The 14,364-nt window shown below is 61.3% G+C and carries 12 protein-coding genes; 6 read left to right on the top strand and 6 right to left on the bottom strand.

Annotated features, from left to right (window positions below; translation table 11 throughout):
- Nucleotides 1-73: 73 nt before the first annotated feature.
- Nucleotides 74-250: a hypothetical protein gene (locus U862_RS30950; protein ID WP_177327369.1), complete on the top strand. Its 177-nt coding sequence runs from the start codon at nt 74-76 to the stop codon at nt 248-250.
- Here the strand turns inward: U862_RS30950 and U862_RS0124175 are convergent.
- The 4 genes from U862_RS0124175 to U862_RS0124190 all read right to left on the bottom strand — a co-directional run bounded on the left by U862_RS0124175 (nt 234) and on the right by U862_RS0124190 (nt 5,254).
- Entirely contained in the window at nt 234-1,232 is a 999-nt protein-coding gene (locus tag U862_RS0124175; protein WP_025112764.1) for a lysylphosphatidylglycerol synthase transmembrane domain-containing protein, read from the bottom strand. The genes U862_RS30950 and U862_RS0124175 overlap by 17 nt on opposite strands.
- Entirely contained in the window at nt 1,229-2,005 is a 777-nt protein-coding gene (locus U862_RS0124180; RefSeq protein ID WP_025112765.1) for a DUF2334 domain-containing protein, read from the bottom strand. Before U862_RS0124180 ends, U862_RS0124175 begins: the two co-directional genes overlap by 4 nt.
- The gene (locus U862_RS0124185) at nt 1,998-3,089 is read right to left on the bottom strand and encodes a glycosyltransferase family 1 protein (RefSeq protein WP_029977839.1); all 1,092 of its coding nucleotides are present in this window, start codon (nt 3,087-3,089) and stop codon (nt 1,998-2,000) included. The genes U862_RS0124180 and U862_RS0124185 overlap by 8 nt, the downstream gene beginning before the upstream one ends.
- A 275-nt stretch (nt 3,090-3,364) precedes the next feature.
- Complete coding sequence (locus U862_RS0124190; RefSeq protein ID WP_025112767.1) at nt 3,365-5,254, bottom strand: methyl-accepting chemotaxis protein; 1,890 nt, start codon at nt 5,252-5,254, stop codon at nt 3,365-3,367.
- A 187-nt stretch (nt 5,255-5,441) separates the two neighbouring features.
- Here U862_RS0124190 and U862_RS0124195 point away from each other — a divergent pair, with 187 nt between their 5' ends.
- On the top strand, nt 5,442-6,929 hold the full coding sequence (locus U862_RS0124195; protein WP_025112768.1) for a helicase HerA-like domain-containing protein: 1,488 nt from the start codon (nt 5,442-5,444) through the stop codon (nt 6,927-6,929).
- Between the two features lie 141 nt (nt 6,930-7,070).
- Here the strand turns inward: U862_RS0124195 and U862_RS0124200 are convergent, their stop codons facing one another.
- The gene (locus tag U862_RS0124200) at nt 7,071-7,526 is read right to left on the bottom strand and encodes a DUF721 domain-containing protein (RefSeq protein ID WP_025112769.1); all 456 of its coding nucleotides are present in this window, start codon (nt 7,524-7,526) and stop codon (nt 7,071-7,073) included.
- 308 nt (nt 7,527-7,834) lie between these two features.
- Between U862_RS0124200 and secA the strand changes: the two genes are divergently transcribed.
- The 4 genes from secA to U862_RS0124220 all read left to right on the top strand — a co-directional run bounded on the left by secA (nt 7,835) and on the right by U862_RS0124220 (nt 13,656).
- The gene (secA, locus tag U862_RS0124205; protein WP_025112770.1) at nt 7,835-10,570 is read left to right on the top strand and encodes a preprotein translocase subunit SecA; all 2,736 of its coding nucleotides are present in this window, start codon (nt 7,835-7,837) and stop codon (nt 10,568-10,570) included.
- Nucleotides 10,571-10,692: 122 nt separating this feature from the next.
- Nucleotides 10,693-11,910: a bifunctional glutamate N-acetyltransferase/amino-acid acetyltransferase ArgJ gene (gene argJ / locus U862_RS0124210; protein ID WP_025112771.1), complete on the top strand. Its 1,218-nt coding sequence runs from the start codon at nt 10,693-10,695 to the stop codon at nt 11,908-11,910.
- Between the two features lie 172 nt (nt 11,911-12,082).
- Nucleotides 12,083-12,715 carry a glutathione S-transferase family protein gene (locus U862_RS0124215; protein WP_025112772.1) on the top strand — a complete coding sequence of 211 codons (633 nt, stop codon included), beginning with the start codon at nt 12,083-12,085 and terminating at the stop codon, nt 12,713-12,715.
- A complete protein-coding gene (locus U862_RS0124220; RefSeq protein ID WP_025112773.1) occupies nt 12,712-13,656 on the top strand; it encodes a Nudix family hydrolase in 945 nt (314 codons plus the stop codon). The genes U862_RS0124215 and U862_RS0124220 overlap by 4 nt, the downstream gene beginning before the upstream one ends.
- 123 nt (nt 13,657-13,779) lie before the next feature.
- Here the strand turns inward: U862_RS0124220 and U862_RS0124225 are convergent, their stop codons facing one another.
- Nucleotides 13,780-14,364 (bottom strand): cob(I)yrinic acid a,c-diamide adenosyltransferase, encoded by a 585-nt coding sequence (locus U862_RS0124225; protein ID WP_025112774.1) that lies wholly within the window; start codon nt 14,362-14,364, stop codon nt 13,780-13,782.

Here is a 14,364-nt window from a genome sequence, read left to right on the forward strand (position 1 = left end):
GCTTGAATAATGAAGGGCCTGGGCGTTCAATCGTCCCAGGCCCTTTTTCGTTTCAATCCTTGAGGAACTGCCCGTGAGCGATCCACTGGACAAAGCCACTTCGCAAGCGCCTGCCACTGTGGGCGAGGGCTGCCTGAGCCGCTATGACCCGGATGACCTGAGCCCGGAAGACGGCACCGAGTTTCCCGGCGCGGCAGAACTGTGGGAACAGCTCAGGGAGGAACCGGATGAGCCTAAGAAACCTGCCTGATCTTCAGCAGCTTTTTGAGCAGCGGCCGTCCCAGCATTAATAGAAATACCGGGCCGCCCACCAGCAGATAGAAGTAGAACGTCACCACCCGCCAGATCAGGATCGCCGCTGCAGCGGTGGATTTGCCGACCATCGGCGCCAGCAGCGCCGCCGACGTCAGCTCCGCAGCGCCCGCGCCACCGGGCAACAGGCTCATCTGACCGGCGCCCAGCGAGAGCATCTGCACCAGGAAACTCCAGGCCCATTGCAGCTCCGCGCCCAGCCCGCGCAAGGCCAGGTACAACACGCTGTAACGCAGCAGCCAGTGCATGCAGGTCAGGGCGAACACCTTGACCAGGGTCTGCCACGGCAGCTTGAGTGTGTCGATAAACGCATCGAGGAAGTGCAACAGCTTGCGCGCCCAGCGCCGGCGCGTCGCGGGCTGCACGTTCAGGCGGGCGAGCAGGCGCCCGCTCAGGCGGATCAGGCGACGGTGGTAGCGCGCCAGCAGCACACAACTGAACAACCCACTGAACAGCGACACGGCGCTGACTATCAGCAACCATTCCAGGCGGTCGCTGAGGTGCTGAAACAATGCATAAATCAGAATGCCGCTCAAAGCGCAGAGGAAGAACAGCAGGTCACTCAACTGATCCATGGCAAACACCGCGCTGCCCCGGGCCGGGCGCACGCCGCAGCGGGCCAGCAACGCCATGATCGTCAGTGGCCCGCCACTGCCACCGGGAGTGGCGCAGTAGGCAAACTCCGCCGCCATGACCACGCCGAGGCTTTTGAGCGGTGTGACCCGCTCGCGTTGATCGCCCAGTAAAAGACGCAGGCGCAGGGTGTTGATGCCCCAGCAGAGCAGGATCATGCCGAACATGATCAGCAGCCATTGCAGCGGAAAGTTCTGCAGCCGCGCGCCGATCTCACCGCCGCCGAGCAGCACCGGAATCAGCACGGCGGCGAGCAGGCCGATCAACAGCACAATGCCGCGACTCATGCCGCGCGCCCAATGCACTCGCGTTGATGGGTGAGCCAGTCGATTTTGCTCATGGGCTTGCGTCCTTCCGCCAGCAGTCGTTCAAGGGTGTGCAGCCAATAGTCGCGCGCGAACCGGTGGCGCATGTCCACCGGGTGCAAGCCTAGACGAATCACCGCGGCGTCGCGCCAGTGCTGTTCACGCTGCTCGCAGACGAGTTTCGACACGCCCCGGCGCCAGGCACTGCGGGCGCTCCAGACCAGGCCCGGAGCGTCGATGGGGGTGAAATCAGGCAATTGAAAAAGATGTTGCGGGTCGCTGGTGTAGCGCAATGGCAACTCGCGAAGGGCCAGGCGCGTCCCCTCGCTCATCAGCCAGGCCGGGGCGACAAAACCGTGCAACGGCCAGTTATTTAGCTGGAACAGCTCGATGCCGGCGCGCAGACGAGCCAGCGCGGCGTCGCGCGACAAACGATAAAATTCGCCTTCATGGGTGTAGATCCGGCGCATGAACCAGTCGCGGGGCGTGGTTGGCGTTGGCTCGCGGTCATCATGGTAGTAACCGTGCAGGGCCAGTTCATCGCCACGGGCAATCCGCTCGCCGAGCATTCGGCAAAACGCCGGGTGGTCTTCAAGTGCGTCGTGCCCATGGAAGTCCGGAACCACCAGCCAGGTCATCGGTATGCCGCCGATCGCGTCGACGGCTTCGACAAACGGCCGATAATCCGCCCACGTCGACGGCGCTACGTCGTGCAGCACCAGCAGCACGGCGTGGCAGTTGGTGGAATCAGCCATTGGCCACCCGTGGCAATGATTGGCCAAGGACCGCGTGGTAATGACCGAGCAGGCTGTCGACCACGCTGTCCCAGGCGTAATGCCGTTCGACATGTTGCCGCGCCTGCTGGCCGAGTTTCACGCAACCGCGACTGAACAGTTCGCGCACGGCGTTGGCCATGGCTTGCGGGTTATTCGGCAGACACAGCACGCCGCAGTCTTCGTGAATGATTTCCTTGAATGCCCCGGCGGCCACCGCAACAACCGGAGTGCCGCACGCCATGGCTTCAAGGATCACCAGGCCAAAGGTTTCCTGATCACCGGCATGCAGCAGGGCATCGGCACTGGCCATCAAGCGGGCGACGGTGGGCGCGGGGCAGAACGAATCGATGACGCTGACATTGTCCGGGACCACCGCTGGCATGGACGAGCCAACCAGCAGCAGGTGATAGCGCGGGCCGAGACGTTGCAGGCACTTGAGCAGTACGGGCAGGTTTTTCTCTTTGGAACCGCGCCCGGCAAAGATCAGCAGACGCGTGTCCTCGGCAATGCCCAGTTCGGCGCGCAGACCGTTGTCGCGGGCGTCAGGGTGGAAAGTTTGCAGGTCCACCCCCAGCGGCTGCACGAACACGTTGCGCACCCCAAGGCCCGTGAGCTTGTCGGCCATTACCTGGCTGGGCGCCAGCACCCGGTCGAAGTTGCCGTAGAGTTTGGTGACGTACGCCTCGACATTCGGCGTAAGCCAATGGCCCATGCGGTTGCCGACCAGTAGCGGCAGGTCCGAGTGGTAAAAGCCGATCACCGGCACATCCAGTTGGCGCCGTGCGTCCAGCGCCGCCCACGCGGTGAGATACGGGTCGCCGACTTCAATCAGATCCGGCTGCAAATCCTGCAGGACATTGCGCCACGGCGCGAGGCGCAGCGGGAAGCGATAGCCTTTGCCGAAGGGCAGGGCAGGCGCGGGCACCGTGTAGACACCGTCGTGTTCACCCAAATGCGCGCCGGGAATCAGCAGGCTGTGGCGAATTCCGGGTTTGACGCTCAAGCGGCGGTGCTTGGCGTCCAGATAGGTGCGTACGCCGCCGCTGGCCGGGGCGTAAAACATGGTGATGTCGGCGATGTGCACGGTGATCAACCCTCCGCTGCGTTGCACTCCCTTGGTTGACCTTTATCCAGAATAGATGTTCGGTCGGGAATACGCGGTGCAGCTGAAGTGCCCCTCACCCTGACCCTCTCCCGGAGGAGAGGGGACTGACCGAGGTGTTTTGGCTTGATACGTTGACCTGAGTCGAGCTCAGGCTTGAAAAGCTTGAAGATCGGCTCCCTTCCCCCTCGCCCCCCTGGGGGAGAGGGTTGGGGTGAGGGGGAAGGCTTTTGATCTTAGATGCGGAAACTGCCTACCAGCTGCTTCAGACGCGCAGCCTGTTGCTCCAGATCCGAACAGGCGCGCAACGTTGCCTGCAGGTTTTCCACGCCTTCCTGGTTCAGTGTGTTGATTTCGGTGATGTCGACGTTGATCGACTCGACCACCGCGGTCTGTTCCTCGGTCGCGGTCGCCACCGACTGGTTCATCCCATCGATCTCACCGATGCGCAGGGTCACGCTGTTGAGGCGCTCGCCGGCGAGGTTGGCGATTTCCACGCTGTCCTGGCTATGGCGCTGGCTGTCGCTCATGGTGCTCACCGACTCCCGGGCGCCGACTTGCAGCTCCTCGATCATGGTCTGTACCTGCTGCGCCGATTCCTGGGTGCGATGCGCCAGGTTGCGCACTTCGTCCGCCACCACCGCAAAACCACGGCCAGCCTCACCGGCACGCGCCGCTTCGATGGCGGCGTTGAGGGCCAGCAGGTTGGTTTGCTGGGAGATGCTGGTGATCACTTCCAGGATCTGCCCGATGTTCACGGTCTTGCTGTTCAGCGACTCGATGTTGCTGCTGGACGCGCTGAGCATGCTCGACAGTTGATTCATCGCCTTGATGCTGCGATCCACCACTTGCTGGCCGTCTTCGGCGAGGCCACGGGCGTCGCTGGCCTGGTTCGAGGCTTGCGCGGCATTGCGCGCGATTTCCTGAGCGGCGGCGCCCAGCTGATTGATCGCGGCGGCGACGCTGCTGGTGCGCGAGGCTTGCTGATCGGAGTTGTACATCGACGAGTTGGACGCCGCGACCACGCGCAGGGCGACCTCGTTGACTTGCCCGGTGGCGGAAGACACTTCGCGGATCGAACCGTGAATACGCTCCACGAAACGGTTGAATGCGGTACCCAACACACCAAATTCATCGTTATTGACGATGGTCAGGCGTTTGGTCAGGTCGCCTTCGCCGTCGGCGATGTCTTCCATGGCGCGGGTCATGACGTGCAGCGGCTGGATCAGCAGGCGAATCAGCATTCCCAGCAGCGCAATGATGATGACCACCGCGATCACGGTGGCGATCACTGCCGAGGTGCGGAACTCGCTGAGCATCGAGAAAGCTTTGTCCTTGTCCACCGACAGACCGATATACCAGTTCACCGATGGCAGGCCCTTGATCGGCGTGAAGCTGACGATGCGGGTCTTGCCATCGACAGTGATTTCACTGAAATCGCTGCTGATGCGCGGGGTGTCCTGCGGGTAGGCCTCTTTCAGCGACTTCATCACCAGCGCCTTGTCCGGGTGCACCAGGATCTTGCCGTCGGCGCTGACCAGGAACGCGTAACCCATGCCGGAAAAGTCGCGGGCGGTGAGGGTATCGACCAGGGTTTGCAGACTCAGGTCGCCGCCGACCACGCCAACGCTCTGGCCGGCCTTTTTCGAAGCGGTGGCGATAGAGATGATCAACTGGCCGGTGGCGGCATCGATGTACGGTTCGGTCAGCGTCGAGGCGCTGCTGCTCTCGGCGCCTTTGTACCAAGGGCGAACCCGAGGGTCGAAACCGTCCGGCATCTTCACGTCCGGACGGATGGTGAAGTGGCCGGTGGCATCGCCCAGGTAAGTGGCCATGAACGTCGAGGTCAGGGATTTCTGTTCCAGCAGGCTGGCGACGTTGGCCGGTTCCGGATTGATGGCGATGTTCTGGGCGGCGTTCTCCACCAGCAGAATGCGCCCGTTGAGCCAGGTCTGAATGTTGTCGGCAGTGACTTCGCCCATCTCGTTGAGATAGTTGTTCAGGTCATCGCGGATCGCGTTGCGTTGCAGCCAGTCGTTGTACAGCGTGAACGAGGCGAAGGCGGCGATGACGATGAGGGCGGCGGCAAGCAAAATTTTATGGCTGAAGCGCAGATTTTTGTTCATGGCTTGGGGTTCCGCTAAGGTCTTAATGTCCTGGGCGTGCTTTTATAAAGACGCGCAATATGGGCAAGGGTGAAAACCAACTGATATTTCCGTCTCTCCTTAGGGAAATGTCCGACTCGACCTTTCGGTCGGGTACTCGCCTTGTTTATCGGCCATCGCGAATTAAAGATTAACCATAGGTGACAAAATGCCTGACACATCGCAACTCGTTATCGGTGCCGATCTGGCGGGGCAACCGATTGCTCAGGCCATGCGCCTGGCGAACCGGCACGGGCTGATCGCCGGCGCGACCGGAACCGGCAAGACAGTGACTTTGCAGCGCCTCGCCGAGGCGTTCAGTGACGCCGGGGTGGCAGTGTTCGCCGCTGACATCAAGGGTGACCTGTGCGGCCTCGGCGCTGCCGGCAATCCGCAGGGCAAGGTCGCCGAGCGCATCGCCGGGATGCCCTGGCTCGACTACAAACCGCAGGCTTATCCGGTGACGCTGTGGGACATTCACGGTGAGTCCGGTCATCCGTTGCGCACCACCTTGAGTGAAATGGGCCCGCTGCTGATCGGCAGCCTGCTGGAACTGACCGACAGTCAGCAGTCGGCGTTGTACGCGGCCTTTAAAGTGGCGGACCGCGAAGGCCTGCTGTTGCTGGACCTGAAAGACCTCAAGGCGTTGCTCAATCACCTCAAGGACAACCCGCAACTGCTCGGCGAAGACGCTGCATTGATGACCACCGGCTCCAGCCAGGCGCTGTTGCGACGGCTTGCGACCCTGGAACAGCAGGGCGCTGAAGCTTTGTTCGGTGAACCGGCGCTGCAACTGCAAGACATTCTGCAGCCGGCAGCTGACGGTCGTGGGCGCATTCATTTGCTTGATGCCAGTCGTCTGGTACACGAGGCGCCGAAGGTCTACGCGACGTTCCTGCTGTGGCTGTTGGCCGAACTGTTCGAGCAGTTGCCGGAGCGTGGCGATGCCGACAAGCCGCTGCTGGCGCTGTTTTTCGATGAAGCGCATTTGCTGTTCGGCGATACGCCCAAGGCGTTACAGGACCGGCTGGAACAAGTGGTGCGGCTGATTCGCTCGAAAGGCGTCGGCGTGTATTTCGTCACCCAATCGCCGGGCGACCTGCCGGATAACGTGCTGGCGCAGCTTGGCCTGCGGGTCCAGCACGGCTTGCGCGCGTTTACCGCCAAGGAACAGAAATCCCTGCGGGCGGTGGCCGATGGCTTCCGGCCGAATCCGGCGTTCGACACGTTGTCGGTATTGACGGAGCTGGGCATCGGCGAAGCGCTGGTCGGTACGTTGCAGGAAAAAGGCACGCCGGAGATGGTCCAGCGCGTGCTGGTGGCGCCGCCGCAATCGCGGATCGGGCCATTGAGCGAAACCGAGCGCACGCTGCTGATCGCCGGCTCGCCGTTCAAGGGGCGTTATGACAAGCCGATCGATCGCGAGTCGGCGTATGAAATCCTGATGGGGCGTAAAGGCTTGGCGCCGGAGGCTGAAGCCCCCGTGGGCAAGCCGGCCGCCGAGGAGCCGAGCCTGGCCGACAGGGCAGGGGAATTCCTCGGCACCGCTGCCGGCCAAGCGCTGAAATCGGCCATGCGTCAGGCTGCCAATAATCTCGGCAAGCAATTGGTGCGCGGTTTGATGGGGTCGTTACTCGGTGGCAGCAAGCGCCGCTGAATCGGGATGGATGGAGATTGAAATGTGGGAGCGAGCCTGCTCGCGAAAGCGGTGTGTCATTCAACGTATAGGTCGTCTTACACACCCCGTTCGCGAGCAGGCTCGCTCCCACATTAGAAATGCATTCACATTAGAGAGCTGTCAGGTCTTGTCTTTGGCGTGCGCCGCCAGGCGCTCAAGCGCTGCACGCAAACCCGGATCGCTGATCCCGTCGGCCGTCGACTGAATGGTCGCTGCCGCATCACTCGACAGATCCATCGTGTGCCCGGCAGCCCCGTGCTGCACGATCGGTGGTCGTACCGTGAATTTGATCCGCGTCAGGCTGGCGAATTCTTCGAACAGTTGCAGTTGCCGTTGCAGGCGTTTTTGCTGGTAGCGCAGGCGCGTGGCCCAATGGCCGTCAGTCACAACCAGTGACAGTTCGCCTTCACGCCACTTTGCCACATGGCAGTGCGCGCGAGCGGCAGGTTGCAGTTGGCTTTCGAGCAGGCGTTGCAGATGACCCAGGCGTTGGGCGTGGCCGAGGATGGCTTTTAGCGGCTTGGCTTCGCGAAGCAGAGCGGCGGGAGCTCTGGCTGTAAGCGGGCGAAATGCCATGATCGAACACCTGAAGTAACAGAATCGCCATGGTAGCAGAAAGGCCGAAATCACTCGCCCATTGCTTTTGCCCCCGCTTTACCCATTAAATCAACGACTAACTTCTTCCTTGTATGACTTGAAGTTGAGCAAAACGCCCCTATTTTAAGTGAGCCCCGTCAAAGCGCAGTGCCAGCATCGTGGAATATCGCCACTTTCCTCACTTCCGTTTCCGGGTAGAATGCTCGTTCGCATGCGGCCATGAGGGCTGCACGGGCGACGCTCACGGGGCCGCCCTCCATCCCTTTAGTGTGGAAGATCCTGCCGATATGTTTGCGCCTTTGTTAAAGAAACTTTTTGGAAGCAAGAACGAGCGTGAAGTCAAACGCATGCTCAAGACGGTGCAGCTCGTCAATGCCTTCGAAGAGCAAATGGTGGCCCTTTCGGACGATCAATTGCGCGCCAAGACCAATGAGTTCAAGGCCCGCATCGCCAAAGGGGAAACCCTCGACAAGCTGCTGCCAGAAGCCTTTGCGGTCGCCCGTGAAGCCGGCAAGCGCATCATGGGCATGCGCCACTTCGACGTACAGCTCGTCGGTGGCATGACCTTGCACGAAGGCAAAATCGCCGAAATGCGCACCGGTGAGGGTAAAACCCTCGTGGCGACCCTGGGTGTTTACCTCAACGCGCTGTCCGGCAAGGGCGTGCACGTTGTGACGGTGAACGACTACCTGGCGCGTCGTGACGCCAACTGGATGCGTCCGCTGTATGAGTTCCTCGGCCTGACCGTCGGCGTCGTGACGCCGTTCCAGCCGCCGGAAGAGAAGCGTCTGGCATACGCCGCCGACATCACCTACGGCACCAACAACGAATTCGGTTTCGACTACCTGCGCGACAACATGGCGTTCAGCATGGAAGAAAAATTCCAGCGCGAACTCAACTTTGCCGTGATCGACGAAGTCGACTCCATCCTCATCGACGAAGCGCGTACTCCGCTGATCATTTCCGGTCAGGCCGAGGACAGCTCCAAGCTGTACATGGAGATCAATAAACTGATCCCGCAGCTGCAATTGCACGTTGAAGAGGTCGAAGGCGAAGTCACCAAGGCTGGCCACTACACCGTTGACGAGAAGACCCGTCAGGTCGAGCTCAACGAAGCCGGTCACCAGTTCATCGAAGACATGCTCACCGGCGTCGGCCTGCTGGCTGAAGGCGAGAGCCTGTACTCGGCACATAACCTGGGCCTGCTGACCCACGTCTATGCCGGTCTGCGTGCGCACAAACTGTTCAATCGCAACATTGAATACATCGTGCAGGATGGCCAGGTCGTACTGGTCGACGAACACACCGGTCGTACCATGCCGGGCCGCCGTCTGTCCGAAGGCCTGCACCAGGCGATCGAAGCCAAAGAAGGCCTGAACATCCAGGCCGAGAGCCAGACCCTGGCGTCGACCACGTTCCAGAACTACTTCCGTCTGTACACCAAGCTGTCCGGCATGACCGGTACCGCCGACACCGAAGCGTTCGAATTCCACCAGATCTACGGTCTGGAAGTGATGGTCATTCCGCCGAACAAACCGTTGGCGCGTAAAGACTTCAACGACCTGGTGTTCCTGACCGCCGAAGAGAAGTACGCGGCCATCGTTGCGGACATCAAGGAAAGCATGGCGGCCGGTCGTCCGGTGCTGGTGGGTACTGCCACCATCGAAACCTCCGAGCACATGTCCGCATTGCTCGTTAAGGAAGGCATCGAACACAAGGTCCTGAACGCCAAGTTCCACGAAAAAGAAGCTGAAATCATCGCGCAGGCCGGTCGTCCGGGGGCTCTGACCATTGCCACCAACATGGCCGGTCGTGGTACCGACATCCTGTTGGGCGGTAACTGGGAAGTTGAAGTTGCGTCGCTGGAAGACCCGACCCCTGAGCAGATTGCCCAGATCAAGGCCGACTGGCAGAAGCGTCACCAGCAAGTGCTGGAATCCGGCGGTCTGCAGGTAATTGCCTCCGAGCGTCACGAATCCCGTCGCATCGACAACCAGTTGCGTGGCCGTGCCGGCCGTCAGGGTGACGCCGGTTCGAGCCGCTTCTACCTGTCGCTGGAAGACAGCCTGATGCGTATTTTCGCCTCTGACCGGGTGAAGAACTTCATGAAAGCCCTGGGCATGCAGCCGGGCGAAGCGATTGAGCACCGTATGGTGACCAACGCGATCGAGAAGGCGCAGCGCAAGGTTGAAGGCCGCAACTTCGATATTCGTAAGCAACTGCTCGAGTTCGATGACGTCAACAACGAACAGCGTAAAGTGATTTATCACATGCGTAACACGTTGCTGGCTGCCGACAACATCGGTGAAACCATCGCCGATTTCCGTCAGGACGTACTCAACGCCACCGTCAGCGCCCACATTCCGCCGCAATCGCTGCCAGAGCAGTGGGATGTGGCCGGTCTGGAAGCGTCGATTGCCAGCGACTTCGGGGTGAAACTGCCGATCCAGCAATGGCTCGACGAAGATGATCACCTGTACGAAGAGACCCTGCGCGAGAAGCTGATGGTCGAGCTGATGGCCGCGTACAACGAGAAAGAAGACCAGGCCGGTGCCGAAGCGCTGCGCTCCTTCGAGAAGCAAATCGTACTGCGCGTCCTGGACGACCTGTGGAAAGACCACCTGTCGACCATGGACCACCTGCGTCACGGCATCCACCTGCGTGGTTACGCTCAGAAGAACCCGAAGCAGGAATACAAGCGCGAGTCGTTCACGCTGTTCTCCGAGCTGCTGGATTCGATCAAGCGCGACTCTATCCGTGTGCTGTCGCACGTTCAGGTGCGCCGCGAAGATCCGGAAGCCGAAGAGCAACGCCTGCGTGAGGAAGCTGAAGCACTGGCCGCCCGCATGCAGTTCGAACACGCTGAGGCCCCTGGTCTGGACCAGCCGGAAATACTCGGTGAAGAGGTCGATGTGGCCCTCGCCACCGCGCCGGTTCGCAACGAGCAGAAGCTGGGCCGCAACGAACTGTGCTACTGCGGTTCGGGCAAGAAATTCAAGCATTGCCACGGGCAGATCCAGTAAACCCCGTTTCAATCGCTGAAATACCCGCGCCGCGACCGGCTCCTGCCGTCGCGGCGTTTTGCCATTTAAACCACCGCCATCACTGTGAGCGGTGCTGACATCATTGAGTAAGGAGCGCATTCATGGCTGTTGGTCTTGGTCCTTTGCCAACGTTGCACCCGGTTGCCGGTTTTGAACTCGGTATCGCCTCGGCCGGCATCAAGCGCCCCGGGCGCAAGGATGTGGTAGTGATGCGCTGCGCCGAAGGTTCGACCGTGGCCGGCGTGTTCACGTTGAACGCCTTTTGTGCCGCTCCGGTGATCCTGGCGAAAAAACGTGTACAGAACGCCGTGCGTTACCTGCTAACCAACACCGGCAACGCCAACGCCGGCACCGGTGAGCCAGGCCTGGCTGCCGCCGAGCGCACGACCGCGAAGCTGGCTGAACTGACGGGCGTCGATGCCAGCCAGATTCTGCCTTACTCCACCGGCGTGATCGGCGAGCCACTGCCCGTCGAGAAGATCGAAGGCGCACTGCAAGCGGCTCTGGACGACCTGTCGGAAAACAACTGGGAAGCCGCCGCCACCGGCATCATGACCACCGACACCCTGCCCAAGGGTGCCAGCCGCCAGTTCCAGCATGACGGTGTGACCATCACCGTCACTGGTATCAGCAAAGGTGCGGGCATGATCCGTCCGAACATGGCGACCATGCTCGGTTACATCGCCACTGACGCCAAGGTCTCCCGTGATGTGCTGCATAACCTGATGCTCGACGGCGCCAACAAGTCGTTCAACCGCATCACCATCGATGGCGACACCTCGACCAACGACTGCTGCATGCTGATTGCCACCGGCAAGGCTGCACTGCCGCAAATCACCCGCGCTGAAGGAGAGCTGTTCGCCAAGCTCAAGCAAGCGGTGTTCGAAGTGTGCATGGACGTGGCACAGGCGATCGTGCGTGACGGCGAAGGCGCGACCAAGTTCGTCACCGTTGAAGTGAATGGCGGCGGCAATCATCAGGAATGTCTGGACGTCGGCTACACCGTGGCGCACTCGCCGCTGATCAAGACCGCGCTGTTCGCTTCCGACCCGAACTGGGGCCGCATTCTGGCTGCCGTTGGTCGTGCCGGCGTGCCGGATCTGGATGTGAGCAAGATCGACGTGTTCCTCGGCGACGTGTGCATCGCCAGCCGTGGCGCTCGTGCAGCGACCTACACTGAAGCGCAGGGCTCGGCAGTGATGCAGCAGGAAGAGATCACCATCCGCATCGAACTGGGTCGTGGCGATTGCAGCGAAACCATCTGGACCACCGACCTGTCGCATGAATACGTGAAGATCAACGCCGAGTACCGCACCTGATCCAAGACCGAGTCGTGGCTTTCGCGAGCAGGCTCGCTCCCACACGGTTTTCTGCCGTACACACAGTTTGTGTGCACTGAAGATCCTATGTGGGAGCGAGCCTGCTCGCGAAGACGGTGGTCCAGACACCGCAAGTCCCAACGCTTTTCCACTGACGAAAAGGCGCCACACCATGTCCCTGCACCTGATCATCGGCGACAAACTGCTTTCCTCCTGGTCACTGCGTGCCGCACTGGCCGTTGAGCTGACCGGCGCACCCTACAGCGAAGAACTGATCAAGCTCGGCAAGCCCGATACCCGCGAACGGCTGCTCAAGCATTCGCCGACCGCCAAGGTACCGCTGCTGCAAACCGCACGCGGCACGATTGCCGACTCTCTGGCGATCGCCGAATACCTGGCCGAACAGTTCCCGTCCGAACAGCTCTGGCCGAGCGATCTTTTCGCTCGCGCCCAGGCCCGCTCTGCGTGCGCGCAGATGCACAGTGGTTTTTTCGCCATGCGCAATCACATGCCGTTCAACCTGAGCCACGACGCGCCGCTCAACCCGGTGCCGCCGGAGGTCAAGGTCGATATCGAGCGCATGCTCGCGCTGTGGGCGGAATGCCGTGCCGTTGCCACTGAGCCGGGGCCATATCTGTTTGGTCGCGTGAGCCTGGCCGATGCGTTCTTCGCACCGATTGCCGTGCGTCTGCGTACCTATCAGGTGCAGTTGCCAGCCATCGATCAAGCTTATGTTGAAACCGTCTACCAATGGCCCGCCTTCAAGGCGTGGCAAAAGGCTGGACTGGAGGAGTTGAACCCGTGAAACGCGTACACGTCGCCGCCGCCGTCATTCGTGACGACAGTGGCAAGATACTGATTGCCCGCCGTGCCGACACTCAGCATCAGGGTGGTCTGTGGGAATTTCCCGGCGGCAAGGTCGAGGCTGACGAATCCGTCGAGCGCGCGCTGGCTCGCGAGCTTCAGGAAGAGTTGGGCATCGTCGTCGGTGCTGCTCGTCCGCTGATCAAGGTTCGCCATGACTACCCGGACAAGCAGGTGTTGCTGGATGTCTGGGAGGTGTCGAGCTTCAGTGGCGAACCGCACGGTGCCGAAGGTCAGCCACTGGCCTGGGTGACTGCGAAGGAGCTGGTGGGCTACGAATTTCCGGCTGCCAACCAGCCAATCGTTGCCGCCGCGCGTCTGCCCGGCGAATACCTGATCACCCCGGACGATCTGGAGACACCGGCCTTGTTGCGTGGCATCCAGAAGGCGATTGCCGGTGGGATCAAGCTGATCCAGTTGCGCGCGCCGAACGGCTATGACCCCAAATACCGCGACCTGGCGGTGGATGCGGTCGGCCTGTGTGCCGGCAAGGCGCAGTTGATGATCAAGGGGCCGTTCGAATGGCTCGGCGATTTCCCGTCGGCCGGTTGGCACATCACCTCGGCTCAGTTGCGTAAATACGCAGCGGCGGGGCGGCCTTTGCCGGCGGAGCGCTGGCTCGCGGCTTCGTGCCATAACGCCGAAGAACTGGCGCTGGCCGAACAGATGGGCGTGGATTTCGTCACCCTGTCGCCGGTACAGCCAACCTTGACCCACCCGAATGCGCAGCCGTTGGGCTGGGAGCAGGCGTCGACGTTGATCGAGGGCTTCAGCAAGCCGGTGTTTCTGCTCGGCGGGGTAGGCCCGGCGGAGCGGGAGAAGGCCTGGGGTGTTGGGGCGCAGGGTGTGGCGGGGATTCGGGCGTTCTGGCCAGAAGCTTGATTGTGTATTGAGGCTGACGGCCTCTTCGCGAGCAAGCCCGCTCCCACAGTTGATCGGGTTGCTTCAGTTGGACTGCAATCAACTGTGGCAGCGAGCCTGCTCGCGAAGGCGTCTTGACCAGCGCTACACCTCTGAAGGTTTTGCCGCCGGCTGCCACAAAATCTCTGCAATCCCCTGCCGCCGCGCAATCAACCGCGCCGCCACAAACAGCAAATCCGACAACCGATTGATGTACGCCAGGCCAACCCCGGCCAATGGCTCTATCGCGTTCAGATGCTGACAACGCCGTTCGGCACTGCGCGCCAGGCTGCGGCACACATGGGCCTGGGCGATCAGCATAGAGCCGCCGGGCAGAATGAAATTCTCCAGCGGCCCCAACTCCTCGTTCCACACATCGATTGCCGCTTCCAGGCGTTCGATTTCCGCTGTGTTCAGCGCCTGATATTCCGGCATTGCCAGCTCACCGCCCAGATCGAACAAGCGATGCTGGCAGGGGGCGAGCACTTCAATCAGCTCATTCAACCCCGCAAACGCCTCACGCTCGGCGAGCAAACCGGCCAGCAGCACGCCGACCTGACTGTTCAGTGTATCGACTTCACCGATGGCTTCGATTCGCGGATGGTCCTTGGGCACGCGGCGGCCATCGCCCAGGCCGGTTTCGCCTTTGTCGCCGGTGCGGGTGTAAATCTTCGACAGGCGAAAGCCCAT

Origin of the sequence: Pseudomonas sp. H1h (assembly GCF_000633255.1) — a bacterium.
Taxonomy (GTDB): Bacteria; Pseudomonadota; Gammaproteobacteria; order Pseudomonadales; family Pseudomonadaceae; genus Aquipseudomonas.